The 23,890-nt window shown below is 70.9% G+C and carries 20 protein-coding genes; 11 read left to right on the forward strand and 9 right to left on the reverse strand.

Annotation, left to right across the window (positions count from 1 at the left end):
* Nucleotides 1-181: 181 nt before the first annotated feature.
* A complete protein-coding gene (locus tag AC1RAA_RS21525; RefSeq protein WP_492730520.1) occupies nt 182-1,195 on the reverse strand; it encodes a zinc-dependent alcohol dehydrogenase family protein in 1,014 nt (337 codons plus the stop codon).
* Between the two features lie 101 nt (nt 1,196-1,296).
* On the opposite strand from AC1RAA_RS21525, the gene AC1RAA_RS21530 reads away from it, so the two are divergent.
* The 10 genes from AC1RAA_RS21530 to AC1RAA_RS21575 all read left to right on the forward strand — a co-directional run bounded on the left by AC1RAA_RS21530 (nt 1,297) and on the right by AC1RAA_RS21575 (nt 14,667).
* Entirely contained in the window at nt 1,297-2,205 is a 909-nt protein-coding gene (locus tag AC1RAA_RS21530; protein ID WP_492730521.1) for a LysR substrate-binding domain-containing protein, read from the forward strand.
* A gap of 67 nt (nt 2,206-2,272) precedes the next feature.
* Entirely contained in the window at nt 2,273-3,322 is a 1,050-nt protein-coding gene (locus AC1RAA_RS21535; RefSeq protein WP_492730523.1) for an ABC transporter substrate-binding protein, read from the forward strand.
* Nucleotides 3,323-3,480: 158 nt separating this feature from the next.
* Complete coding sequence (htpG, locus tag AC1RAA_RS21540) at nt 3,481-5,517, forward strand: molecular chaperone HtpG (protein WP_492730525.1); 2,037 nt, start codon at nt 3,481-3,483, stop codon at nt 5,515-5,517.
* Entirely contained in the window at nt 5,514-6,068 is a 555-nt protein-coding gene (locus AC1RAA_RS21545) for a hypothetical protein (RefSeq protein WP_492730526.1), read from the forward strand. The genes htpG and AC1RAA_RS21545 overlap by 4 nt, the downstream gene beginning before the upstream one ends.
* 58 nt (nt 6,069-6,126) lie before the next feature.
* Nucleotides 6,127-7,473, forward strand: coding sequence for an SWIM zinc finger family protein (locus AC1RAA_RS21550; RefSeq protein WP_492730528.1), 1,347 nt, complete (start codon nt 6,127-6,129; stop codon nt 7,471-7,473).
* On the forward strand, nt 7,470-9,032 hold the full coding sequence (locus tag AC1RAA_RS21555; protein WP_492730529.1) for a DUF5691 domain-containing protein: 1,563 nt from the start codon (nt 7,470-7,472) through the stop codon (nt 9,030-9,032). Before AC1RAA_RS21550 ends, AC1RAA_RS21555 begins: the two co-directional genes overlap by 4 nt.
* The gene (locus AC1RAA_RS21560) at nt 9,029-10,108 is read left to right on the forward strand and encodes an AAA family ATPase (protein WP_492730531.1); all 1,080 of its coding nucleotides are present in this window, start codon (nt 9,029-9,031) and stop codon (nt 10,106-10,108) included. Before AC1RAA_RS21555 ends, AC1RAA_RS21560 begins: the two co-directional genes overlap by 4 nt.
* A gap of 13 nt (nt 10,109-10,121) precedes the next feature.
* Entirely contained in the window at nt 10,122-12,470 is a 2,349-nt protein-coding gene (locus AC1RAA_RS21565; protein ID WP_492730533.1) for a DUF5682 family protein, read from the forward strand.
* Nucleotides 12,467-13,681: a VWA domain-containing protein gene (locus AC1RAA_RS21570; RefSeq protein WP_062482648.1), complete on the forward strand. Its 1,215-nt coding sequence runs from the start codon at nt 12,467-12,469 to the stop codon at nt 13,679-13,681. The genes AC1RAA_RS21565 and AC1RAA_RS21570 overlap by 4 nt, the downstream gene beginning before the upstream one ends.
* Entirely contained in the window at nt 13,678-14,667 is a 990-nt protein-coding gene (locus tag AC1RAA_RS21575) for a Bug family tripartite tricarboxylate transporter substrate binding protein (protein ID WP_492730535.1), read from the forward strand. Before AC1RAA_RS21570 ends, AC1RAA_RS21575 begins: the two co-directional genes overlap by 4 nt.
* A 5-nt stretch (nt 14,668-14,672) precedes the next feature.
* On the opposite strand, the gene AC1RAA_RS21580 is transcribed toward AC1RAA_RS21575, so the two are convergent.
* From AC1RAA_RS21580 to AC1RAA_RS21600, 5 genes are read right to left on the reverse strand one after another with little or no spacing between them, the layout of a single operon-like run.
* On the reverse strand, nt 14,673-15,821 hold the full coding sequence (locus AC1RAA_RS21580) for a CaiB/BaiF CoA transferase family protein (RefSeq protein ID WP_492730537.1): 1,149 nt from the start codon (nt 15,819-15,821) through the stop codon (nt 14,673-14,675).
* The gene (locus AC1RAA_RS21585; protein WP_095950284.1) at nt 15,818-16,264 is read right to left on the reverse strand and encodes a PaaI family thioesterase; all 447 of its coding nucleotides are present in this window, start codon (nt 16,262-16,264) and stop codon (nt 15,818-15,820) included. The genes AC1RAA_RS21580 and AC1RAA_RS21585 overlap by 4 nt, the downstream gene beginning before the upstream one ends.
* Nucleotides 16,265-16,280: 16 nt before the next feature.
* Complete coding sequence (locus tag AC1RAA_RS21590) at nt 16,281-17,249, reverse strand: tripartite tricarboxylate transporter substrate binding protein (RefSeq protein ID WP_492730539.1); 969 nt, start codon at nt 17,247-17,249, stop codon at nt 16,281-16,283.
* A gap of 38 nt (nt 17,250-17,287) precedes the next feature.
* Nucleotides 17,288-18,277: a Bug family tripartite tricarboxylate transporter substrate binding protein gene (locus AC1RAA_RS21595; RefSeq protein ID WP_139700464.1), complete on the reverse strand. Its 990-nt coding sequence runs from the start codon at nt 18,275-18,277 to the stop codon at nt 17,288-17,290.
* Between the two features lie 33 nt (nt 18,278-18,310).
* Nucleotides 18,311-20,020 carry an acyl-CoA dehydrogenase family protein gene (locus AC1RAA_RS21600; RefSeq protein WP_492730542.1) on the reverse strand — a complete coding sequence of 570 codons (1,710 nt, stop codon included), beginning with the start codon at nt 20,018-20,020 and terminating at the stop codon, nt 18,311-18,313.
* Between the two features lie 90 nt (nt 20,021-20,110).
* On the opposite strand from AC1RAA_RS21600, the gene AC1RAA_RS21605 reads away from it, so the two are divergent.
* Nucleotides 20,111-21,007 carry a LysR family transcriptional regulator gene (locus AC1RAA_RS21605; RefSeq protein WP_492730544.1) on the forward strand — a complete coding sequence of 299 codons (897 nt, stop codon included), beginning with the start codon at nt 20,111-20,113 and terminating at the stop codon, nt 21,005-21,007.
* Here the strand turns inward: AC1RAA_RS21605 and AC1RAA_RS21610 are convergent, their stop codons facing one another.
* The 3 genes from AC1RAA_RS21610 to AC1RAA_RS21620 form a co-directional block, all read right to left on the reverse strand.
* Nucleotides 21,008-22,051, reverse strand: coding sequence for a serine/threonine protein kinase (locus tag AC1RAA_RS21610; RefSeq protein ID WP_354347781.1), 1,044 nt, complete (start codon nt 22,049-22,051; stop codon nt 21,008-21,010).
* 33 nt (nt 22,052-22,084) lie between these two features.
* Nucleotides 22,085-23,203, reverse strand: coding sequence for a DUF2855 family protein (locus tag AC1RAA_RS21615; RefSeq protein WP_492730546.1), 1,119 nt, complete (start codon nt 23,201-23,203; stop codon nt 22,085-22,087).
* 189 nt (nt 23,204-23,392) lie between these two features.
* Nucleotides 23,393-23,818: an organic hydroperoxide resistance protein gene (locus AC1RAA_RS21620; protein WP_062481095.1), complete on the reverse strand. Its 426-nt coding sequence runs from the start codon at nt 23,816-23,818 to the stop codon at nt 23,393-23,395.
* Nucleotides 23,819-23,890: the final 72 nt, after the last annotated feature.

Consider the following 23,890-nt stretch of genomic DNA (forward strand, 5'->3'; position numbering starts at 1 on the left):
CATCCTGAAGTTGAGAAAGCACGCACGGCGGGAGCCGAACGCGGGCCGCATTCTAGGAACGGGAATTGGAGGCGTCGAGCAAACCGGCGCGCTTAGCGGCAACTGTTCACGAATGCTGTGGATTTGTGCCCTGCAGCATTTGCAAATGGTCGGGCGAGGGCGGGGCCGCGTCACATCGTCGTCATGCCATCGTCACGACGACCTTGCCGAACGCGCCGCGTTCCAGGTGGTCGAGCGCGGCGGGCAGTGCGTCGAAGCCGTAGCGCGCGGCGATCACCGGCTTGAGCGCGTTCGCATCGACCGCGCGTACCAGCTCCTCGAGCGCACGGCGATGGCCGACGCCGATGCCCTGCACCGTCACGCGGCCGAGCACCATCGCGTAGAACGACGCGCTCAGCGTGTCGCCGCCGAGCATGCCGATGATCGACACGCGCCCGCCCTGCTTCACGGCCTGCAGCGAGCGGTCGAGGTCGGGGCCGCTGGAGAGTTCGAGCACGTGGTCGGCGCCGCGTCCGTGCGTGAGCCGGCGCACCTCGGCGGGCCAGTCGCTGTCGCGCGCGAGCACGTGCGTGGCGCCGAGCGCGCGCGCCGCGGCCTGCTTGTCGGCGCTGCCCGTCACCACGATGGCCTGCGCGCCGTGCAGCCGCGCAAGCTGCAGCCCGAACAGCGCGACGCCGCCGGTGCCGTGGACCAGCACCGTCTCGCCCGCGCGCAGGGCGCCGGTTTCCACCAGCGCGAACCACGCCGTGAGGCCGGCGCAGGGCAGCGTGCTCGCTTCCTCGAGGCTCAGCGTGGCGGGCGCGGCCACGGCCCAGTTCGCATCGATGCACACGTGCGAGGCCAGCATGCCCGGCCCGGGGCCGCCGAGCAGCGTGGTGTCGGCGTGCCAGTGGCTGTCGGTCCAGCCGCCCCAGAAGGTGTTGATCACGCGCTCGCCCACGGCGAAGCGGCGCACGCCGGGGCCCACGGCCACCACGGTGCCCGCCATGTCCGAGCCGGGCGTGAAGGGCAACTCGAGCGCCATGCCCATGCCGTCGCGCACCATGAGCAGGTCGCGGTAGTTGAGCGCCACCGCGCCCACGCGCACGAGGATCTGGCCCGGGCCTGGCGAGGGCATCGGCGCTTCGGCCTGTGCGAGGTGGGCGCGGCCCAGTCGGGGAAGCTGCCAGCGGCGCAGCACATCGGGTTCTTGCATCGGAAAAGGCTCCATCGGAAAAGATCGGCCTCGATGCTATTGACGATGAAAACGATCCGGTGGTGGATAATTTTCCGAAGAATGGTGCTTGAAAGTATCCAATGAGCCAACGCCTGCAAGGCATCGAGGAGTTCGTCGCGGCGGTGGAGGCGGGCAGCTTCGCGCTCGCCGCGCAGCGCCTGCACGTCACCCGTTCGGCGGTCGCCAAGAGCATCGCGCGGCTCGAGGCGCGGCTGGACACGCGTCTCTTCTTGCGCACCACGCGCAGCCAGAGCCTCACCGAGGAAGGGCACGGCTACTACGAGCGCTGCCGTCGCGCGCTGGCCGAGCTGGAGGCGGCCGAGGCGCTCACCGACGCCGCGCGCCACACGGCCGCCGGCCTCGTGCGCCTGAGCATGCCGGCGATGCTCGGGCGGCTCAAGGTGGGGCCGCTGATGCTGGCATTGGCGCGCCAGCATCCGCAGCTGTCGCTGGAGCTGGCCTTCAACGACCGGCGCGTCGACCTCGTGGAAGAGGGGCTCGACCTGGCCATCCGCAGCGGCGAGCTCGACGACAGCGCGGGGCTCGTGGCGCGGCCGGTCGGCGTGCAGTGGATGCTGCTGTGCGCCGCGCCCGCGTACCTGGCCGAGCGTGGCCATCCGCGCGACCTTGCGGCACTGGTCGCGCCGCACGAGGCCGTGTACTACGCCCGCGACGGGCAGGTCTCGCCCTGGCGCTTTCGCGAGGGCGACGCGGAGGTGGAGGCCGCGCTGCCTTCGCGGCTGCGCTGCGACAGCGCCGAGGTGCTGCTGGAGGCCGCCATCGGCGGCATGGGCCTGGCGCGGTTGCCGGCCTGGCTGGCGGCCGACGCGCTCGCGGCCGGCACGCTGGTGCGCGTGTTCGACGAGCCCGAGCCCTTCGGTTTTCCGCTGCACGTGATCCGCACGCCGAGCCGCTACCTGCCGCTGAAGACGCGCGTGGTGATCGACTGGCTGGTGGAGCATCTGCCGCCGCTGCTGGCGGCGCGCTGACCTCAAGCACCCACGCCGGCGCTATCCTGCGCCTTCATACAACGTCGAACAACGAGGAGACCCGCCCATGCCTTCATTCGCCCCCCGGCACACCGTGCGTGCCCTTGCCACCGCCTGCCTGGGCGCGGCGCTCCTGCTCGGGGCGTCGCAGGCCGCCGCGCAGGGCACCGTCAACGCGCTGTGCAGCACCGACGCGGGCTGGTGCGAGGCGGCCGCCACGGCCTTCACGCGCGAGACCGGCATCAAGGTGCAGCAGGCCCACAAGGGCACCGGCGAAATCGGTGCGCAGCTGCGCGCCGAAGCCGCCAACCCCAAGACCGACCTCTGGTGGGGCGGCACCGGCGACCCCTTCCTGCAGGCCGCCGAGCAGGGCCTGCTCGAGCCGTACCGGCCGGCCTACATCAACGACCTGCACGACTGGTCGGTGCGCCAGTACGCCATGTCGCAGAACATGGTGGGCGGCTTCTACACGAGCGCCATGGGCTTCGGCTTCAACACCGAGCTGCTGAAGAAAAAGAAGCTCGCCGAGCCCAAGTGCTGGGCCGACCTCATCAAGCCCGAGTACAAGGGCGAGATCGAAATCTCGCACCCCGCCACCAGCGGCACGGCCTACACCGTCATCGCGGGCCTGGTGCAGCAGATGGGCGAGGAGCCCGCGTTCGACTACCTGAAGAAGCTGCACAAGAACGTCACCAGCTACACGCGCAGCGGCCAGGCCCAGGCGCCCAACGTGGCCAAGGGCGAGGTGGCGATCGGCGTGAGCTTCATCTTCGGCTTCGAGCGCTGGCGGCACGACAAATTTCCGGTGAAGACCGCCGCGCCCTGCGAGGGCACGGGCTTCGAGATCGGCGGCATCGCGCTCGTGAAGGGCGCGCGCAACAAGGAGAACGCCAAGCGCTACTACGACTGGCTCATGAGCCCCGCGGGCCAGTCCATCGGCGCCAAGGCCGGCAGCCTGCAGTCGCCGGCCAACAAGACCTTCAAGCCCGATCCGCGCATTCCGTCGATGGAGAGCGTGAAGCTCATCAAGTACGACTTCGAGAAGTACGGCAAGGCGGCCGAGCGCAAGCGGCTCATCGACCGCTGGACGCGCGAAGTCGAATCCCAACCGCGCTGAAAGCGCGGCGCTGAGCCGACAGCCGTGTGACAAAGTTCGCGCGGCCTTGCGCTCGTTGTTTTTTGGCGCGACAACCCCAGTTCATAAAGTTGGCAAGGCCGCCGCCCGCCACGGGCGGCTCGCCTTAGAATTTTTTGGCTTCGATCCCTTTCTTTCCCATGGCTGATTCCTCCAATACCAAACTCCCGTTCCAGGCTGAAGTCGCGCAACTGCTGCACCTCGTCACGCATGCGCTGTACTCCAACAAGGAAATCTTCCTGCGCGAGCTGATCTCGAACGCGTCCGACGCGTGCGACAAGCTGCGCTTCGAGGCGCTCGACCACCCCGCGCTGTACGAAGACCAGCCCGATCTCGACGTGCGCCTGTCGTTCGACAAGGCCGCGCGCACCCTCACCATCACCGACAAGGGCATCGGCCTGTCGCGCCAGGAAGCCATCGACAACCTGGGCACCATCGCCAAGAGTGGTACCAAAGACTTCATGAGCCGCCTCAGCGGCGACCAGAAGGCCGACGCGCAACTCATCGGCCAGTTCGGCGTGGGCTTCTATTCGGGCTTCATCGTGGCCGACAAGATCACGGTCGAGTCGCGCCGCGCGGGCCTGCCCGCCGACCAGGGCGTGCGCTGGGTGAGCGGCGGCGCCGGCGACTTCGAGGTGGCCGACATCACGCGCGCCGCGCGCGGCACCAGCATCACGCTGCACCTGCGCGACGATGCCGACGAGTACCTCAATGCCTGGAAGCTCAAGCAGATCGTCGGCAAGTACTCCGACCACATCTCCCTGCCCATCCTGATGGAAAAGGAAGAGTGGAAGGACGGCGAGAACGACCAGCCCGGCGACATGGTGAAGACCGGCGAGTGGGAAACGGTGAACAAGGCCAACGCCCTGTGGAGCCGCCCCAAGAAGGACATCACCGCCGAGCAGTACGAAGAGTTCTACAAAAGCATCAGCCACGACTTCGAAGCGCCGCTGGCCTGGAGCCACAACCGCGTCGAAGGCAGCACCGAGTACACGCAGCTGCTGTACATCCCGTCCAAGGCCCCGTTCGACCTGTGGAACCGCGACAAGAGCGCGGGCGTCAAGCTGTACGTCAAGCGCGTCTTCATCATGGACGACGCCGAGGCGCTGCTGCCCAACTACCTGCGCTTCGTGAAGGGCGTGATCGACTCGGCCGACCTGCCGCTGAACGTGAGCCGCGAGCTGCTGCAGGAAAGCCGCGACGTGAAGGCCATCCGCGAAGGCAGCACCAAGCGCGTGCTGTCGATGCTCGAAGACCTCGCGAAGAAGCAGAAGACCGCGCCCGAGAGCGGCGAAGGCAAGGTCGACGTGGGCTCGGGCGAATCGGTGCCCGCCCCCGAGCCGACCGAAGGCGTGACCGATGTCGTCGACAAGAACACCACCCCCGCCGCCGAAGCCGCCGCCGAGTACGCCGACGAATCGGGCAAGTTCGCCAAGTTCTACGCCGAGTTCGGCGCGGTGCTGAAGGAAGGCCTGGGCGAGGACATGGGCAACCGTGACCGCATCGCCAAGCTGCTGCGCTTTGCCTCCACCACGAGCGACGTCGCGAGCGTGAGCTTCGCCGACTACAAGGCGCGCATGAAGGAGGGCCAGGACGCCATCTACTACATCACGGCCGACAACCTCGCCGCCGCCAAGAACAGCCCGCAGCTCGAAGTCTTCAAGAAGAAGGGCATCGAGGTGCTGCTCATGACCGACCGCGTCGACGAGTGGGCGCTGAACTACCTCAACGAGTTCGACGGCACGCCGCTGCAAAGCGTGGCCAAGGGCGCGGTCGACCTGGGCAAGCTGCAGGACGAAGCCGAGAAGAAGGCCGCCGAGGAAGCCGCCGAGTCGTTCAAGCCGCTGCTCGAGAAGCTGAAAGAGGCGCTCAAGGACAAGGCCGAAGACGTGCGCGTGACCACGCGCCTGGTCGACTCGCCCGCCTGCCTCGTGGTGGAAGACGGCGGCATGAGCACGCAGCTCGCGCGCATGCTCAAGCAGGCCGGCCAGCCCGCGCCCGACCTGAAGCCCGTGCTCGAAGTCAACGCCGAGCACCCGCTGGTGAAGAAGCTCGAAGGCTCCGCGCATTTCGACGACCTCGCGAACATCCTGTTCGACCAGGCCCTGCTGGCCGAAGGCGGCCTGCCGGCCGACCCGGCTGCCTACGTGAGGCGCGTCAACGCGCTGCTGGTGTGAACACCCGGCCGCGCATCGTTCGTCGCGCAGCGGCTGCCACCTCGGCGCTGCTGCTGTTGCTTCTGGTGGGCGGCTGTTCGCACTATCACATCGGCATTCCGCTGGTGCCCGGGCTCTCGCTCGGGCTCGGTGCCACCAAGGACGGCAACTTCTCCGTCGGCCTGAACACCGGCTGGGGCCCGCTCGGCGCGGGCGTGGCGCTGCACGACAACGGCGCCGTGACCGGCTCGGCCAGCGTCGGCGTGGGGGTCGGCGTCGGGCCGATCGGCACCGGCGTAGGCGTCGGCAAGAGCGTGGTGCTGCACAACCCGTACGAGACGGCGCCCGCAGCGCCTGGGCAGGCGACGCCTGGCGTGGTGGTGCCTGCTTCGGCAACGGCCACCGCGCCTGTCAGCGTCACCAAGGCCGGCGTCACGCGGCCCATGTCGCCATCGCCACCGATCGCCGCCGCACCCGTGCCGGCGGCCCGCGTGTCCTACCGCCCCTCCGCTGCGAAAACAGCGGTCGTGGCCGGCGAAGCAGGCACGCCCGGCAACCCCATCGCGCCCTGATGGTCGCGCCCCTCCCACCCCTGACCGCGCCGCGGCCCGGCGCGAGGCTGCCCTTTCCATGAGTCTCAGTACCGAAGCCGTCCTCGCGCTTGCGCCGGACGACGCCTCCGCGAAGGCCGCCAAAGGCCTGCTCGCGCCCGCCAAGTGGCCCACGCTCGCGCATTCCGACGACGCTGTCTGGGGTGAATGCCAGGGCAGCGGCAGCAAGCCGTACCAGACGCAGGTCGACCTGTCTGGGCCCGTGTTCCGCTGCTCCTGCCCGAGCCGCAAGTTCCCCTGCAAGCACGGCCTGGCGCTGATGCTGCTGCGCGCGCAGAGCGAAGCCAGCTTCACCGCCGCCGCGCCGCCGCCGTGGGTGGCCGACTGGCTCGCCTCGCGCCGCGAGAAGGCCGAGAAGAAAGAAGCCCGCGCCGCCGAACCGGCCGCCGCACCCGATCCCGCCGCGGCCGCCAAGCGCGACGCGCAGCGCTGGAAGCGCATCGAGGCCGGCGTGCAGGAGCTCGCGCGCTGGCTCGACGACCAGACCCAGCGCGGCCTGGCCGCGCTCGGCAGCGAGCAGGCCGAAGGCTGGGCCGCCATGGCCGCGCGCATGGTCGATGCGCAGGCGCCGGGGCTCGGCCAGCGCATCACGCAGGCGGCCGAGCTGATCGGCGCCGGCGAGGGCTGGCCCGCGCGGCTGCTCGACCGGCTGGGCCGGCTGCAACTGATCGTCGATGCGGTGCCGCGCCGCGACAGCCTCTCGCCCGCCACGCGCGCCGACCTGCGCGCCGCCCTCGGCTGGCCGCAGGACCGCGAGGCGCTGCTGGCCGACGGCGAACGCGTGAGCGACCACTGGCTCGTGCTGGGCCAGTGCCTGGACGAGCGCGACACCAAGCTGGTCGAACGCCATGTGTGGCTGCAGGGCCGCGCGAGCGGACGCCGCGCGCTGCTGCTCGACTACTCGCACGGCGGACGCGGCTTCGAGACCGGCTGGGTCAGCGGCAGCGAACGCGCGGCCGTGCTGTGCTTCTATCCCGGCCATGCCTCGCAGCGCGCGGTGGTGGCCGAGTTGCCGGCCGAGGTTGCGTCGACCGCTCCGCCTGTCGCCGCCTCTGACGAAGCCGGTGAATGGCAACGCATGGCACAGCAGATCGCGGCCAACCCGTGGCAGCCGCTGCTGCCCCTGGTGTGGGCCGATGCCGTGCCCGCACGGCACGGCGATCAGTGGTGGTTGCGCCTGGGCGCCGCGTCGCAGGCCCTGCCGATGCAGCTGGCCGCGGCCGAAGCCTGGCAGCTGCTGGCGCATTCGGGCGGTGCGCCGCTGCGCGTGTTCGGCGAATGGGACGGCGAGCAGTTCGCGCCACTCACGGCGTGGGCGGCTGAGGGTGGAACACCCGTCTGGACCTTGAGCGGAGCGCGCGCATGAGCCACTGGAACACCTTGCTGCAGACCGCCCTCGTCGGCACTGCACGCCAACCCGTGCCGGCCGCCGACGGCATGGCCGGCGATTTCGGCGAGCTGCTTCAAGCACTGCAACAACCCACCGACAGCGCGCAGGGCGTGCTGCTGCGCGTCGCGGGCGCCGTGGCCGTGGGCCGCCGCGCGGGCTTCGTCGCACCGGGCCTTCCCGCCGACGACGCACCGCCCGCCGCCAACGACACCTGCCCCGCGCTCGGCGACCCCGCCTTGCTCGCCGTGATCGCCGACGCACTCGCCAGTGGTCCGCAGCGCCTGCAGCACGAAGTGCTGGCCGTGCTCGCCACCGCCGGCTGGCGCCTGCCACCGAGCCTGCTGCCCGCCGCGCTCGATGCCGGCCGCCGCGACACCGCACTGCGTCCCGCCGTCGTCCTCGCGCTCGGTGAGCGTGGGCGCTGGCTGGCCGCGCGCAACGACGACTGGCGCTACGCCGTCGGCGCCAGCGCGCAGGCCGACACGCAGACCCGCTGGGACGAAGGCAGCATCGACCAGCGCCGCGCCGTGCTGGCCGAGCAACGCCGCGACGACTCGGCCGGTGCGCGCGAACGCCTCGCCGCCGAACTGCCGCAACTGCCCGCCAAGGAGCGCGCCGTATTGCTCGGCGCACTGGCCGAGAACCTCGGCCCCGACGACGAAGCGCTGCTCGAAGCCCAGCTGAAAGACCGCGCGCGCGACGTGCGCCAGACCGTGGTCGAGCTGCTGCAGCGCCTGCCGGCCAGCGCGCATGTGCGGCGCGTCGAAGCCTTCCTCGCACCGCTGCTGTCGTCGCAAGGCGCGACGTGGCAACTGAACGCCCCCGAAGCCGCCGACCCGCGCTGGAAGGACGACGCCATCGACGCCGCGCGCCCCACGCACGACAGCCTCGGCGAGCGTGCCTGGTGGCTCTACCAGCTCGTGCGCCAGATGCCGCTCGCCTGGTGGACCGCACGCACCGGCCTGACGCCCGCTGCACTGCTCGACTGGGCCGCCAAGGGCGACTGGCACGACGCGCTGCTGCGCGGCTGGAACGAGGCCGTGCTGGCCGCGCCGGATTTCGACTGGTGCGACGCGTTGCTCGACCGCCCGCGCGCCCACCGCGGCGGCGTGGGCCCGCTGCTGGCGCTGCTGCCGCGCGAGCGCCGCGAGCGCCACTGGGCAACGCAGCTCGGCGATGCCGGGCAGGGCGTGCAGGACGTCGTCGCGTTTGCCGACCAGGCCTGCGCACCCGGCGACACGCCGTCGGCCGCGCTGTCGCTGCGCATCGCCCAGGCGCTGCGCATGCGCGTCGAGCGCGGCGACCTCATCAACGACTACGTGCTGCGCCAGGTGCTCGGCACCGCCGCCGCGCTGCTGCACCTCGATGCACTGGCGCTGCTGGCCGACCTGCCGCGCGCGGCCGAGGAAAGCCCCGGCCTCGCCAACGCACTGGCCGACACCGCGCGCATCGTGCGTGCGCGCCGGCTGGTCGCGACCCTTCCCTTGTCTTCTTCCTCTTCCTCACTTTCAACCTCTTCCCAAGGCCGTCCATGAGCAATGTCCTGCGCCAGCATGCCGAACAGCAATTCGCCGAAGAACTCGATGCGCTCCAGAAGGTCGACGACCGCCAGCGCCCGGCCAACTGGAAGCTCTCGCCCTGGGCCGTGCTCACCTACCTGATGGGCGGCAAGCTGGCCAACGGCTTCGAGGTCAGCCCCAAGTACATTGGCAATTCGCGCCTGATGGAAATCGCCGTGTCCACGCTCGCCACCGACCGCGCGCTGCTGCTGTACGGCGTGCCGGGCACGGCCAAGTCGTGGGTGTCGGAGCACCTGGCGGCCGCCGTGAGTGGCGACTCGACGATGCTGATCCAGGGCACGGCCGGCACCAGCGAAGAGCAGCTGCGCTACGGCTGGAACTACGCCGAGCTGCTGGCCCATGGCCCGTCGGAAAAGGCGCTGGTGCCGAGCCCGCTGGTGCACGCCATGCGCCTGGGCAAGATCGCGCGCGTCGAAGAACTCACGCGCATCCCGGCCGACGTGCAGGATTCGCTGATCACCGTGCTGTCGGAAAAGACCCTGCCCGTGCCCGAGCTCGGTACCGAGGTGCAGGCCACGCGCGGCTTCTCGGTGATTGCCACCGCCAACAACCGCGACAAGGGCGTGAACGAACTGTCGAGCGCGCTCAAGCGCCGCTTCAACACCGTGGTGCTGCCCGTGCCGTCGAGCGAGGCCGAGGAAGTGCAGATCGTCGTCAAGCGCGTCGGCGAACTGGGCCGCGCGCTCGCGCTGCCGGCCGAGCCGCCCGCGCTGCAGGAAGTGCGCCGCGTGGTGCAGATCTTCCGCGAGCTGCGCAACGGCCAGACCGAAGACGGCAAGACGCGCATCAAGTCGCCCACCTCCACGCTCTCGACCGCCGAGGCCATCTCGGTCATCAACAGCGGCATGGCGCTGGCCGGTCACTTCGGCGACGGCGTGCTGCGCTCGGCCGACGTGGCCTCGGGCCTGATCGGCGCGGTCATCAAGGACCCGGTGCAGGACCAGGTGGTGTGGAAGGAATACCTGGAGACCGTGGTGAAGGAGCGGGCCGACTGGAAGGACCTGTACCGCGCCTGCCGAGAACAACTCTGACGCGAGCCAGCGCATGAGCACGAGCGCGGCGCCTTCGCCGCTGCACTACTTCGGCATCCGCCACCACGGCCCCGGCTGTGCGCGCAGCCTGTTGCGCGCCTTCGAGTCGCTGCAGCCCGACTGCATCCTCGTCGAGGGCCCGCCCGAGGCCGAGCCGCTGCTGTCCTTCCTGGCGCATGCCGACCTGCAACCGCCGGTGGCGGTGCTGATCCACGCGAGCGAGGACACCGGCCTGGCCGCGTTCTATCCCTTCGCCACCTTCTCGCCCGAGTGGCAGGCGCTGCAATGGGGCGCCGCGCGCGGCGTGCCCATGCGCTTCATCGACCTGCCGCAGGCGCACCGCATGGCGATCGAACAGGCCGCGCGCGCGGCCGACGAAGCCAAGGCGCAAGAGCCCGAGGAAACACCGCTCGGCGATGACGAGACCGACACGGTGCCCGTCGCCGAAACGGTCGATGCGCCCGAGGAAGAACAGGCCGCCAACACGCTGCCCGACGACCCCTTCGACTGGCTCGCCCATGCCGCCGGCTATGCCGACGGCGAGAGCTGGTGGAACCACATGGTCGAGGAACGCGGCGACGGCGAAGACCTGTTCGGCGCCATCGCCGAAGCCATGACGGCCGTGCGCGCCGAAACGCCCGAAGACCGGCGCGGCGTGCGCGCGATGGAACGCGAGCAGCGGCGCGAAGCCTTCATGCGGCAATCGATCCGCGAGGCCGTGAAGGCCGGCCACCAGCGCATCGCCGTCGTCTGTGGTGCGTGGCACGTGCCCGCGCTGCAGGGCGCGGCCACCGCCAAGGCCGATGCGGCGCTGCTCAAGGGCCTGCCCAAGCTCAAGGTGCTCGCGACCTGGGTGCCGTGGACCTACCGGCACCTCACGAGCGCGAGCGGCTATGGCGCGGGCATCGATTCGCCGGGCTGGTACGAGCACCTGTGGCAGCAGGGGCACGAGGTGGCGGGGCGCAGCACCGGCTGGCTCGCACGCGTCGCGCGCCTGCTGCGCGAGCACGACCTCGACTGTTCTTCCGCCCACCTCATCGAAGCCACGCGCCTGGCCGACACGCTGGCCGCGCTGCGCGAGCGCCCCGCGCCCGGCCTGCCCGAGCTCGACGAGGCCGTGCGCAGCGTGATCTGCATGGGCGAGCAGGCGCCGCTCACGCTCATCCGCGAACGCCTCACGGTCGGCGACCGCATGGGCCAGGTGCCGGCCGACGTGCCCACCGTGCCGCTGCAGCGCGACCTCGAACAGGCGCAGAAGAGCCTGCGTCTGAAGCCCGAGGCCACCGCGAAGACGCTCGACCTCGACCTGCGCCAGCCCAACGACCTGGCGCGCAGCCACCTGCTGCACCGCCTGCGCCTGCTCGACCTGCCGTGGGGCGAGGTCACCGCCGGCCAGCGCGCGAGCCGCGGCACCTTTCACGAGGTGTGGCAGCTGCAGTGGCAGCCCGAGTTCGCGCTGCGCGTCATCGAGGCCAGCCGCTTCGGCGCCACCGTGGCGCATGCCGCCGGCGCGCGCGTGATGGAAGGGCTCGCGGCCGAGACCTCGCTCACCGCACTGGCCGAGCAGGTCGACACCGTGCTGCTGGCCGACCTGCCCGTGGCCGTGCAGGCCGTGACCCGCGCGCTCGAAGACCGCGCCGCGCTCACCGGCGACGCCGTGCAGCTCATCGGCGCCGTGCCGCCGCTGGCCAACGTGTTCCGCTACGGCAGCGTGCGCCAGACCGACAGCGCGCTGCTCTCGCACGTGCTCGACAGCCTCATCGTGCGCGGCGCCATCGGCCTGCCGATCGCCTGCGGCGCGCTCGACGCCGAAGCCGCCGAGTCGCTGCGCACCCGCCTCATCGGGGCGCACGACGCGGTGCGCCTGCGCGACGGCGAAGAAACCACCGCCGCCTGGCGCAACGCGCTGCGTGCCATCGCCTTCGGCGAAACCGGCGCGCCGCTGCTGCGCGGCGTGAGCTGCCGCTTGCTGCTCGACGATGCGCAGATCGACAGCGACGGCGCTTCGCAGCAACTCGCGCGCAACCTCTCGGCCGGCGCACCGCCGACCGATGCGGCGGCCTGGCTCGAAGGCTTTCTCAATCGCAACGCGATGGTGCTGCTGCACGACGATGCCGTGTGGTCGCTGGTCGACGGCTGGCTCGCGGGGCTCGGCGAAGAACACTTCGTGCAGGTGCTTCCGCTGGTGCGGCGCAGCTTCGCGGACTTCTCGGGCGCCGACCGGCGCGCACTCGGCGAACGCGCCAAGCGCGGCGCCGTCGGCGGCACCTTGCCAACAGCGGTGGCCGCCACCGACTGGGACGAATCACGCGCGGTGCTCGCGCTGCCGCTGCTGCGGGAACTGCTGGGAGTGAAGGCATGAGCGCGAATCCAACACCCATCGACGAAGAAGAAACCCTGCCGCCCACCGACCGCCTGCAACGCTGGCGCCTCGTGCTCGGCAGCGAAGCCAACGCCAGCTGCGGCGCCATCGAAGGCCGCGTGCGCGAGATCGACCAGGCGCTGGCCGCGCTCTACGAAGCCGACGGCCGGCGCGGCCTGGGCCAGGGCGGGCAGCGCGGCGGCCGGGGCGATTCGGCGCCCAGCGTGGCGCGCTGGCTCGGTGACATCCGCAAGTACTTCCCGAGCCAGGTGGTGCAGGTGATGCAGCGCGACGCGATGGAGCGCCTGAACCTGCGCCAGATGCTGCTGCAGCCCGAGATGCTCGAGAACGCGCAGCCCGACGTGCACCTGGTCGCCAACCTCGTGGCGCTGGCGAGCGTGATCCCGGCCGGCACCAAGGACACGGCGCGCGCCGTGGTGCGCAAGGTGGTCGACGAGCTCATGAAGAAGCTCGAGGAGCCGATGCGCAGCGCCGTGAGCGGCGCGCTCAACCGCAGCCAGCGCAACCGCCGCCCGCGCCATTCGGAGATCGACTGGCACCGCACCATCCGCGCCAACCTGCGCCACTGGCAGCCCGAGTACCGCACCGTGGTGCCGCAGACGCTGGTGGGCTACGGCCGCAAGGCGCGCCAGCCGCAGCGCGAAGTGATCCTGTGCATCGACCAGAGCGGTTCCATGGCCGCGTCGGTGGTCTATTCGAGCATCTTCGGCGCGGTGATGGCGAGCCTGCCGGCGGTGTCGACCAAGCTGGTGGTGTTCGACACCGCCGTGGTCGACATGACCGAGCAGCTGCAGGACCCGGTCGACCTGCTGTTCGGCGTGCAGCTGGGCGGCGGCACCGACATCAACGGCGCCGTGGGCTACTGCCAGACGCTGGTGCGCGAGCCGCGCAACACCATCCTGATCCTCATCTCCGACCTGTACGAAGGCGGCGTGGAAGACGGCCTGCTGCGCCGCGCCCACCAGCTGGTGGAGGCCGGCGTGCAGTTCATCGCGCTACTGGCGCTCAGCGACGAGGGCGCGCCTTCGTACGACCGCGACCTGGCCGCCAAGCTCGCGGCGCTGGGCGTGCCCTCATTCGCCTGCACGCCCGATGCGTTCCCGGGCCTCATGGCTGCCGCCATCAAGCGCGAGGACGTGTCGACCTGGGCCGCGGGGCAGGGCCTGAAGACCAGCCGGGCCGCCCCGTGAAGCAGCGCCGCCTGCCCGACCTGAGGCGACGGCGGCTGGCCGCGCTGCTGGGTCTGGTGGCCGGCACGGCCTGGGCGCAGCCCTCCGACGACACCGCGCGGCCGATCCGCTGGATCGTGCCCTTCCCGACGGGCGCGATCGCCGACGTCGTCGCGCGCGCCATCGGTGCCCAGCTCACCATCGACACGGGCCAGCCGGTGCAGATCGAGAACCGCCCCGGCGGCAACACCGCGCTCGCCGCCCTCGAGGCCGCGCGCGCGCCGGCCGACGGCCACACCGTGCTGTCGGCCGACAACGGCATGTGGGTGTTCAACCCGGCGCTGTACCGCAGCCTGAGCTACAGCCCGTCGCGCGATTTCACGCCGGTCACGCAGCTGGTGCGGCTGCCGATGGTGCTGCTGGTCGGTCCGGCCAGCGGCGTGCGCGATGCGCGTGCCTTCATCGAGGACGCGCGCGCCTTTCCGGGCCGCTTCAGTTTCGCCTCGGCCGGCAACGGCAGCCCGCAGCACCTCGCGATGGAACTGCTGGCGCGCGAAGCGGGGCTGGAGATGGTGCATGTGCCGTACCGCAGCGCCGGGCCGGCGCTGGTCGAGGTGGCGGGCGGCCAGTTGCCGTTCGCGATGGGCGAACTCGCCACGGCGCGCCGCTTCATCCAGGGCGGCCGGCTGCGCGTGCTCGCGGTGGCGAACCCCGCGCGCCTGGCGCAATGGCCGGGCGTGCCGACCTTCGCGGAACTGGGCCTGCCGAAGGTCGAGGCCGCGATCTTCCACGGCCTCGTGGCGCCGGCGGGCACGCCGCCCGAGGTGGTGGCGCGGCTGCAGCGCGCGGTGGCCAGTGCCCTGCACAACCCGGTGGTGCAGCGCCGCCTCGCCGAGGCCGGCGTCGAACCGGTGGGCGGCACGCCGGCCGAGTTTGAAACGCTGCTGGCGCGCGAGTCGGCGCGCTGGCATCCGCTGATCCGCGCGCTCAAGCTCTCGCTGGATTGAACAGGTCAGCGCGCTGCGCTGTCGTCGCTCGGCAGGAACGCGTCGCCCGGCGTCAGCGGCGCATGGCGGTAGCTGGCCGGCGTGCGGCTGAGCTTCACGGGCGCGCCGATGCCGCGGTAGCCGCCTTCCATCTCCACCACCATCTCGCGGTGCAGCGTGTGCGGGTGCTGCAGCGCGGCCGCCACCGGCAGCACGGGCGCGGCGGGCACGCCGGCGGCCATCAGCTGGTCGACCAGCGTGCGGCCGTCGAAGGCGGCGAGCGCGGCTTCGAGCTGCTGCTTGAGGCCGTCGCGGTTCACCGAGCGCGCGCCGGCGGTGCGGTACAGCGGGTCGTCGGCCAGCGCGGGCAGGCCGATGCAGCGGCAGAAGCTCGCGAACTGGCGGTCGTTGCCCACGGCCACGAAGATCGGGTCGGTGCCCGTGGCCAGCGCGTCGTAGGGGTAGATGTTGGGGTGCGCGTTGCCGGTGCGGCGCGGCGCCGTGCCGTCCATGAACCAGTTGGCCGCGTGCGGGTGCAGCAGCGACAGGCCGCTGTCGTACAGCGCCGCTTCGACGAACTGGCCGCGTCCGCTGCGGTTGCGCTCCTGCAGCGCGAGCAGCACGCCGATCACCGCGTTGAGCCCGGTCACCATGTCGACCACCGGCAGGCCCACGCGCAGCGGGCCGCCGTCGGCCTCGCCGTTGATGCTCATGATGCCGGTCATGGCCTGCACGGCGGCGTCGTAGCCCGGCAGCGCACCCAGCGGGCCGTCCGCGCCGAAGCCCGACACGCGGCACCACACCAGGCGCGGAAAGCGCTGCGACAGCGTCTCGTAGCCGATGCCCCAGCGCTCCATCGTGCCGGTCTTGAAGTTCTCGATCAGCACGTCGGCCTCGGCCACGAGCGCCAGCAGCGCCTCGCGGCCTTCCTCGGTCGAGAAATCCAGGTGCTGCACGCGCTTGTTGCGGTTCAGCCCGTGGTAGTACGAGGCCACGCCCTCCTTGAAGGGCGGGCCCCAGGTGCGCGTGTCGTCGCCCTGCGGCGGCTCGACCTTGAGCACGTCGGCGCCGTGGTCGCCGAGGATCTGGCCGCAGTACGGGCCGCCGAGGATGCGCGAGATGTCGAGCACGCGGATGCCCGCGAGGGCGCCGGTCGAAGAAGGGGCGGTGGTCATGGGGTGGACTCGGAAGAAGGAGAAGCGGTGCGCGGCACCAGCTTGAAGGTGCCGGTGGCCAGCGCGAGCAGCTCGCCGTCGGCGTTGCGCGCCTCGCCGCGCGCGAAGCACATCGCGCGCCCGCGCCGCTCGCACACGGCGGTGGCGATCACGTCGCCGGCGCAGGGTGCGGTGTAGTGCACCGTGATGTCGACGGTGACCACGCCGAAGGCCGTGGGCGCGTGCGAACGCACGGCGCTGGAGAGCGCGCAGTCGAACAGCACGGCGATCGCGCCGCCGTGCACGTCGCCGCGGCTGTTGGTGTGGTCGGCGCTGTAGGGCATGCGCACGCGCGCACGTTCGTCGCCGATGGCTTCGCCGCGCAGCGCGAAGGCGCGTGCCATCGGCATGGGCAGGCCGAACAGCACGCCGGCGGGCTCGTCGATGAAAGCGGGGTCCTGCATGCGGCGCACTCCGTGGTCAGTCGAGCAGGCCGCGCTGGCGCAGGCGCGCCACGCGCTCCTTCTCACGCGCGGTCGTGGCCAGCGCGTAGCGGCGGTACTGCTCGGGGTCCATCGCGTTGGCCTGCTGGTTCAGCTGCTCCAGCACGCGCAGGCCGGCGGGCGACGCCAGCGCCTTGCGGAAGGCGTCGTGCACGGTCTTCACGCGGGCCGGGTCCATGCCGGCGGGGCCGGCGATGCCGTAGGGCGAATCGATGACCGCGTCCACGCCCTGTTCGCGCAGCGTGGGCACCTGCGGGTAGCGCTTGACGCGCTGCGGCGTGAGCATCACGAGGTAGCGCATCTTGCCGGCGTCGATGTGCGGCACGGCCACGCCCGACAGCGGCGCGGCGTCGATGTGGCCGCCGAGGATGGCGTTGGTGACTTCGGCGTCGCCCTTGAAGGGCACCATGTTGAGCTGGACCTTCGCCATCTCGGCGGCTTCGTCCATCACGATGCGCGGCGTGCCCACCGCACCGGTGGCGCCGACGTTGAGCTTGCCCGGGCGGCGCGCGGCGTCGGCCGCGAAGTCCTGCCAGGTCTTCCACGGTGCGTCGGCCTTCACCGCGAGGCCGAAGGTGTAGTCGGACAGCATCACCACGTACGAGAAGCTGCGCGCGGGGTCGAAGGCTACCTTGTTGATGAAGGGCTCGCGGTACACCGAGGCCGGCAGCACGGCCAGCGTGTAGCCGTCGGGCGCGGCGCGCACCAGCGCGGCGGCGCCGTTGGTGCCGCTCGCGCCGGGGCGGTTGTCGAGCACCACGGGCTGGCCGAGGGCCTTGCCGGCTTCTTCTGCCACGGCGCGCAGGTGCTGGTCGGTGGGGCCGCCCGCGGCGTACGGAACGATCAGCGTGACGGGGCGTTGCGGGTAGGTCTCTGCGGTGGCGGCGCCGGCTGCGGTGAACAGCGCGGCCACGGCGATCAGGCGTGACAGCAGGTGCGTCTTCATCTTCTTGTCTCCTTGTTTTTTCTTGTGCGTCGCGGCGGTCAGTCGAGCTGCGCGCCGGACTTCTTCACCACGTCTTTCCACTTGGCCGTTTCGCTGCCGATGAACTGCGCGAGCTTCTGCGGCGAGGTGTCCGCCGTGGCTTCCAGGCCCTGCGCGGCGAACATCTGCTTGACCTTCGGCGAGTTGAGCACCTCGGCGAACGCGTGGTTGAGTTTGGTCACGCGGTCGGCCGGCGTGCCGGCCGGCGCGACGATGCCGAAGAACACGCTCACGTCGTAGGGCTTGTGCAGCTGCTCGGTGATGGTCGGCACCTCGGGCAGCGCCTGCGAGCGCGCCGAGGTGGCCACGCCCAGCGCGCGCAGCTTGCCGGCCTTGACGTAGGGCAGCGCGGTGAGGATGTCGGTGAAGGTCATGCTGACCTGGTTGCCCAGCAGGTCGTTGAGGGCCGGGCCCGTGCCCTTGTAGGGCACGTGCAGCAGGTCGGTGCCGGCCACCGAGTTGAACAGCACGCCCGCCAGGTGCGACGAGGCGCCGTTGCCCGACGAGGCGTAGCTGAGCTTGCCCGGGTTGGCCTTGGCGTAGGCGACCAGCTCGGCCACGTTCTTCACCGGCAGGGCCGGGTTCACCACCAGGATGTTCGGCAGGTAGCCGACCTGGATCACGGGCGCGAAGCTCCTGGTCGGGTCGTAGCTGATCTTGCGGTACAGGCTCACGTTGATGGCCAGCGGGCCCGAGGTGCCGAACAGCAGCGTGTGGCCGTCGGCCTCGGCGCGCGCCACGTAGTCGGCGCCGATGTTGCCGCCCGCGCCCGCGCGGTTCTCCACGATCATGGGCTGGCCGAGCTTGTCGCGCAGCTCGGCGGCCAGCGTGCGCGCCATCGCGTCGGTCGGGCCGCCGGGCGGGAAGGGCACGACCAGCGTCATGGGCTTGGTCGGGAAGGCGCCGGGCTGGGCCTGCGCGGCGGGCGTGGCTGCCAGCAGCAGCGCGGCGCAGGCGGTGCCGAGGAGGAGGCTGAGTCGTTGTCGCATGGGGTCTTGTCTCCGTTGTTCTCGAAAAGGGGCTCAGGCGGCCGTGCGCACGAGGGCGGCATGCCAGTCGGCGGGCAGTGCGTCGGGCGCCAGCGGATCGCGCGGCAGCACGCGGTGCAGCAGCACCAGCTGGGCCCAGCGCAGGCGCGCGGCGGAGCCGCCGGCCGAGGCCTCCCAGGCCATCGCGGCGGCGCTGGTGCAGTGGTACAGCGCCGAGGCGGCCTGGCGCGCGAGCACGTCGCCGCCTTCGCGCGCGGCGGTCTCGGCCAGGGCGCAGGCGCGCGCCATGGTGTCGCGCAGCGCGGCGGCGAAGGCCGGCGTGAGTCCGGTGGCGTCGGCGATGAGCTTCTCGACGTGCGCGCGCAGCACGGGCAGCGAGCCTTCGCGCTTCACGGCGCGGATCACGTCCAGCGCCACGATGTTGCTGGTGCCTTCCCAGATCGAGCCCAGGTGCGCGTCGCGCACGAGGCGCGGATCGCTCCACTCCTCGATGTAGCCGCAGCCGCCGCGCACTTCCATCGCGTCGCCCGTGACCTGGCGCGCATCGCGGCAGGCGCGGAACTTGATGAGCGGCGTGAGGATGCGCAGCAGCGCATACGCATCGGGCTCGCCGGCGTCGGAGCGCGCGAGCGCCTGCGCGGTCTGGCAGACCATGGTGCGGGCCTGCTCGGACGGCACGCGCAGCTTGTCGAGCTGGCGCTGCATCAGCGGCATCTGCTCGAGCGCGCGGCCGAAGGCGCGGCGCTCGGAGGCGATGTACTCGGCCTCGGCCACCGCGCGGCGCATCAGGCCGGCGGAACGCACGCCGTTCGACAGGCGCGAGTTGTTGACCATGTCGGCCATCTGCTGGAAGCCGCGGCCTTCCTCGCCCACGAGGTAGGCCACCGCGCCTTCGAGGCGGATCTCGCCGCTGGCCATCGAGCGCGTGCCCAGCTTGTCCTTCAGCCGGATGATGCGGTAGTGGTTGAGGCTGCCGTCGTCGAGCTCGCGCGGCAGCAGGAACAGCGACACGCCCTTCATGCCCGCGGGCGCGTCGTCGGCGCGCGCCAGCACCATCGCAAAGCCGGCGTCGGGGTTGGAGCAGAACCACTTGTCGCCGGCCAGGCGCCAGCTGCCGTCGGCCTGGCGCTGGGCGGTCGTGGCGGTGGCGGCGATGTCGGAGCCGGCGGCCTGCTCGGTCATGAACATCGCGCCCTGCGCCAGCTCGTCGAAGTCGAGCGAGGTCAGGCGCGGCAGGTACTTGGCGACCAGCTCGGGCGTGCCGAACTTCTTCAGCGTGCGCGTGAGCGAGTCGGTCATCGAGACCGGGCAGCACAGGCCGAACTCGGCCTGCACGAACAGGTAGGTCAGCACGTACTTGACCAGCGGCGGCATCTTGCCTTGCCAGCCCAGCGTCTCGTCGCGGTGCGAGATGGCGGCCAGGCCGAATTCGCTGAGCGCCAGGCGCTCCATCTCGACGTAGGCGGGGTGCTTGATGACCTTCTGCTCGTCGATGCCGGTGCGCGTGCGCTGCTTCAGCGTGGGCGGGTTGCGGTCGGCGGTGCCGGCCAGGTCGTCCAGCAGGCCGCCCGCCAGGCCGCCCAGGCGCTCGAAGTGCGGGCGCATGTGCGTGCGCAGGGCCTCGGGCAGGTACAGCGCGAGCAGCGTGTGCAGCTCGGTGTCGGTGGTGAAGAGGTTCTGGCCGTGGCGATCGGGGATCGGGTGCGCGGCGGCTGTGGCAGCGGAAGCAGCGGGTGTGGGCATGCGGGCGTCTCCTGGTTCGCCGCATTGTTGAGTTGGCAATGATCCGTGTCTAATATTGATTTGGTCTTGTACGATTTGATTTAGCTATTCATGGAACTGCGGCACCTGCGCTACTTCTCCGTGCTCGCCGAAGAGCTGCACTTCGGGCGCGCCGCGCGGCGGCTGGCCATTTCGCAGCCGCCGCTGTCGGTGGCGATCCGCCAGCTCGAAGACTCGGTGGGCGCGCGCCTGTTCGAGCGCAACAGCAAGGAGGTGCGGCTCACGCCCGCGGGCGAGGCGCTGCGCGTGTCGGCGCGGCGCGTGCTCTTGCAGGCCGAAGAGGCCGCCATGGAGGCGCGCGACGTGGCCACCGGCTCGGCGGGCCGGCTGCGCATCGGTTTTGTCGGCGCCATGCTCTACCGCGGCCTGCCGCCCGCGCTGCGCGCGTTCCAGGCGCGGCATCCGGCGGTGCGCATCACGCTGAGCGAACTCAATTCGGGCGTGCAGATCGCCGAGCTGCTGCACGACCGGCTCGACCTGGGCTTTGTCCACACCAGCCGCATGCCGGCCGAGCTGCAGCACCGGCTGCTGCTGTCGGAGCCCTTCGTGGCCTGCCTGCCCGCGGGCCATGCGCTGGCGCGCAAGCGCGTGCTGGCGCCGGCCGACCTGCGCGACCAGCCCTTCGTGCTGTTCTCGCGCGAGGCCTCACCCGATTACCACGAGCGCATCCTGTCGATCTGCGCCGACGCGGGCTTTCTGCCCGAGGTGCGCCACGAGGTGCGGCACTGGCTGGCCGTGGTGTCGCTGGTGTCGCAGGGCATGGGCGTGGCGCTGGTGCCGCAGGCGATGCGGCACTCGGCGCTGCGCGGCGCGGTGTTCCGCCCGCTCGACCGCGCGGTGGCGCAGTCGGAGGCTTACGGCGTGTGGCGCGCCGGGCCGGTCAATGTGCTGGTCGAGCGGCTGCTCGAAGGCGTGGCGCAGAGCCTGGCCGCGAACGCCGCTCAGTGATCACGCGTACAGGGGCTCTTCGGCCATCTGCTCGCACTGGTCTTCGAGCACGAGGATCTGGCCCTTCCAGTAGTCGCTGGAGCCGAACCACGGGAAGTTGATCGGGAAGATCGGGTCTTCCCAGCGGCGTGCCAGCCAGGCGCTGTAGTGGATGAGCCGCAGCGTGCGCAGCGGCTCGATGAGCGCCAGCTCGCGGCGGTCGAATTCGCGGAACTGCTCGTAGCCGTCGAGCAGGCCCGACAGCTGCGCCGTGCGCTGCGCGCGGTCGCCCGACAACAGCATCCACAGGTCTTGCACGGCAAAGCCCGTGCGCGCGTCGTCCAAGTCGACGAAGTGCGGGCCGCCGCCGGGGCGGTCGGTGGGCGTCCACAGGATGTTGCCGGGGTGCACGTCGCCGTGCAGGCGCAGCTTGCGGGGCTTGAAGTCGGAGGCCGGCGGCTGCAGCGCCAGGGCGGTGGCGCGGACCATGTCCAGCGCCTCGTTGCAGATCTTTTCCCAGTCGCGCTGCATGTCGAGCGGGATCTTGTCGTTCTCGAGCAGCCAGTCGCGCGAGTCCAGGCCGAAGGTCTGCAGGTCGAGCGCGGGGCGGGCCTCGAAGGGCTTGGCGCTGCCCACCGTGTGGATGCGCGCCAGGAAGCGGCCCACCCATTCGAGCACCTCGAAGTTGTCGAGTTCGGGCGCGCGCCCGCCGCGGTAGGGGCTCACGCTGAAGGCAAAGCCGGCGTGGTGGTGCAGCGTCTTGCCGTCGAAGGCCAGCGGCGGCACGGCCGGCACCTCGCCGGCGGCCAGTTCGAGCGAGAAGGCGTGCTCTTCGAGGATCTCGGCCTCGCTCCAGCGGCCGGGGCGGTAGAACTTGAGCACCACCGCAGGATGGGGGGTCGGGTCTTCCAGGTAGACCTGGTAGACCCGGTTTTCATAGGAGTTCAGGCCGGTGAGGCGGCCGTCGCCGTGCAGGCCGAGTGTCGCGAGCGCGTCGAGCACCACGTCGGGCGTGAGGCTCTCGTAAGGATGGGTGTTCGCGGGCGCGACAGAAGAAGGGGTCATGCGGCGATTGTCGCCACATGGGCCCCTTGCGGGTCAGCGAGCGCCCGCTTGTTTGTAAAGCGAAAGGATATGGCCGGTGCGCGGGTCGCCCTTGCCCGCCAGCACCTGCGCGTAGGCGGCCTGCACCGCCTCGCCGCCGTGGTGGTGCTCGGTGTGCAGCCAGGGGTTGCTGGCGTCGGTCACCGTGGCCAGGAAGCGGTGCCAGGCGGCCACCATGCGCCGGCCGAACTCGTCGGCGCCCCATTCGGTGGTGCGCTTCTTGATCTGCGCCGGCGCGAAGAACAGCGTGGCGCGCGGGCCGGTCAGGCTCTTGCCCGCGCCCTTGGCGGCGAGCTGCTCCACGTGCGTGCCGCCGATCGAGCTGCTGTACTTCAGGTTGGTGAAGCGCTCGTGGATCGCGGTGCGCAGCTCGCCGTTGCCGGCGAAGTCGATGTACACGCACGGGGTGTCGGCCGCGATGGTGTCCAGCGCGTCGTAGGTCACCACGCGGTCGTAGCAGCCCAGGCTCTGGCAGAAGGCCACGTTGGCGGGCGAGGTGAGCCCGACCACCTCGATGCCGTCGCGCTGGTGCAGCTGGAAGGCCGTGCCGTAGGCCGTCTTGCTCGAGGCGCTCGACAGCAGCATGGTGGTGGCACCGAAGAAATCGTTGTCGGCCATGAAGTCGTCGATCAGCCACGAGGTGATGAACAGCGGGCGCAGCAGCGCCTGCAGGTCTTCGGTGTCGGTGGTGTACAGCGGGTCGGCGTTGCAGCGGAAGTACTGGTTGTAGACCGCGGGCAGCTCGGCGCGGTGCGCCGCCGCGTCGGTGAAGCGCGAGGGCGAGAGCCGGTCGGGGCTGAGCACCGCGCTCGTGGACATCGGCCAGTAGCCGTAGATCCGTTCGCCCACGGCCACGCCCGGGTGCTGCGACTGCACCACGCTGGCAAAGCCCCACACCGGGATGCTGCCCCAGCCTTCTTCCTCGGAGGGAAAGAACTGCCAGTAGCTCATCGCATCGCCGAAGGCGGCGTAGGTGATGTTGTTGGAGGTGAGCGCAAAGCTGTCGATGCGCACGCGCACCTGGCCGTCGGCCAGCGGCCGTTCGGTGGTGTCGGTGTGCAGGCGCGTGGTGGCCAGCTGGTCTTTGCGGATCAGGAGGTGGGTGGTGCTCATGGGGTCGATCTCCACGGGTGTGTGTTGAAGACGGGTGGCGGGACGGGCGAGACGTGCGGCCACATTAGCCAAGCTTGGTGAAAGGCGCTATCTCGGCGTGCGTTTCGGCGTCACCCGTGAGACAGACATGAAAAAAGCGCCCGGGCTTGGGGCCGGGGCGCTTTTTTTCGTGAAACCGTCAGAACGGAATCAGACGATGGTCAGTTCCACGTCGATGTTGCCGCGGGTGGCGTTCGAGTAGGGGCAGACCTGGTGGGCGGTGTCGACCAGCAGCTTCTTCTGTGCGTCGTCGAGGCCGGGCAGCGAGATCGCCAGCTGCACCGAGATGCCGTAGGCCGCGCCGCCGTTCGTCGGGCCGAGGGAGACCTTCGAGTCGATGGCGACTTCTTCCGGCACCTTGACGCTGATCTTCGGGCCGACGGCCTTCATGGCGCCGATGAAGCAGGCGGCGTAGCCGACCGCGAACAGCTGCTCGGGGTTGGTGCCGGGCTTGCCCGAGCCGGGCGAGCTCAGCTTGACGTCGATGGCGCCATCGCTGGACTTGCCGGCGCCGTCACGGCCGCCGACGGTGTGGGCTTCTGCGGTGTAGAGAACTTTGTCGAGCTTGGTGGTCATGGTGATTTCCTTTGGTCAGGGGAGTGGTGATGAAAGGGCTTCTTCTCACGAAGCCGGGGAGAACTCTGGAGG

This window comes from Variovorax sp. GW823-FHT04F07, assembly GCF_058795995.1.

Excerpts from the sequence above, each read along its gene's own strand:
- AC1RAA_RS21525 (WP_492730520.1), bottom strand. The coding sequence starts at position 1,195 with ATGCAAGAACCCGATGTGCTGCGCCGCTGGCAGCTTCCCCGACTGGGC.
- AC1RAA_RS21530 (WP_492730521.1), top strand. The coding sequence starts at position 1,297 with ATGAGCCAACGCCTGCAAGGCATCGAGGAGTTCGTCGCGGCGGTGGAG.
- AC1RAA_RS21535 (WP_492730523.1), top strand. The coding sequence starts at position 2,273 with ATGCCTTCATTCGCCCCCCGGCACACCGTGCGTGCCCTTGCCACCGCC.
- htpG (WP_492730525.1), top strand. The coding sequence starts at position 3,481 with ATGGCTGATTCCTCCAATACCAAACTCCCGTTCCAGGCTGAAGTCGCG.
- AC1RAA_RS21550 (WP_492730528.1), top strand. The coding sequence starts at position 6,127 with ATGAGTCTCAGTACCGAAGCCGTCCTCGCGCTTGCGCCGGACGACGCC.
- AC1RAA_RS21555 (WP_492730529.1), top strand. The coding sequence starts at position 7,470 with ATGAGCCACTGGAACACCTTGCTGCAGACCGCCCTCGTCGGCACTGCA.
- AC1RAA_RS21560 (WP_492730531.1), top strand. The coding sequence starts at position 9,029 with ATGAGCAATGTCCTGCGCCAGCATGCCGAACAGCAATTCGCCGAAGAA.
- AC1RAA_RS21565 (WP_492730533.1), top strand. The coding sequence starts at position 10,122 with ATGAGCACGAGCGCGGCGCCTTCGCCGCTGCACTACTTCGGCATCCGC.
- AC1RAA_RS21570 (WP_062482648.1), top strand. The coding sequence starts at position 12,467 with ATGAGCGCGAATCCAACACCCATCGACGAAGAAGAAACCCTGCCGCCC.
- AC1RAA_RS21580 (WP_492730537.1), bottom strand. The coding sequence starts at position 15,821 with ATGACCACCGCCCCTTCTTCGACCGGCGCCCTCGCGGGCATCCGCGTG.
- AC1RAA_RS21585 (WP_095950284.1), bottom strand. The coding sequence starts at position 16,264 with ATGCAGGACCCCGCTTTCATCGACGAGCCCGCCGGCGTGCTGTTCGGC.
- AC1RAA_RS21590 (WP_492730539.1), bottom strand. The coding sequence starts at position 17,249 with ATGAAGACGCACCTGCTGTCACGCCTGATCGCCGTGGCCGCGCTGTTC.
- AC1RAA_RS21595 (WP_139700464.1), bottom strand. The coding sequence starts at position 18,277 with ATGCGACAACGACTCAGCCTCCTCCTCGGCACCGCCTGCGCCGCGCTG.
- AC1RAA_RS21600 (WP_492730542.1), bottom strand. The coding sequence starts at position 20,020 with ATGCCCACACCCGCTGCTTCCGCTGCCACAGCCGCCGCGCACCCGATC.
- AC1RAA_RS21605 (WP_492730544.1), top strand. The coding sequence starts at position 20,111 with ATGGAACTGCGGCACCTGCGCTACTTCTCCGTGCTCGCCGAAGAGCTG.
- AC1RAA_RS21610 (WP_354347781.1), bottom strand. The coding sequence starts at position 22,051 with ATGACCCCTTCTTCTGTCGCGCCCGCGAACACCCATCCTTACGAGAGC.
- AC1RAA_RS21615 (WP_492730546.1), bottom strand. The coding sequence starts at position 23,203 with ATGAGCACCACCCACCTCCTGATCCGCAAAGACCAGCTGGCCACCACG.
- AC1RAA_RS21620 (WP_062481095.1), bottom strand. The coding sequence starts at position 23,818 with ATGACCACCAAGCTCGACAAAGTTCTCTACACCGCAGAAGCCCACACC.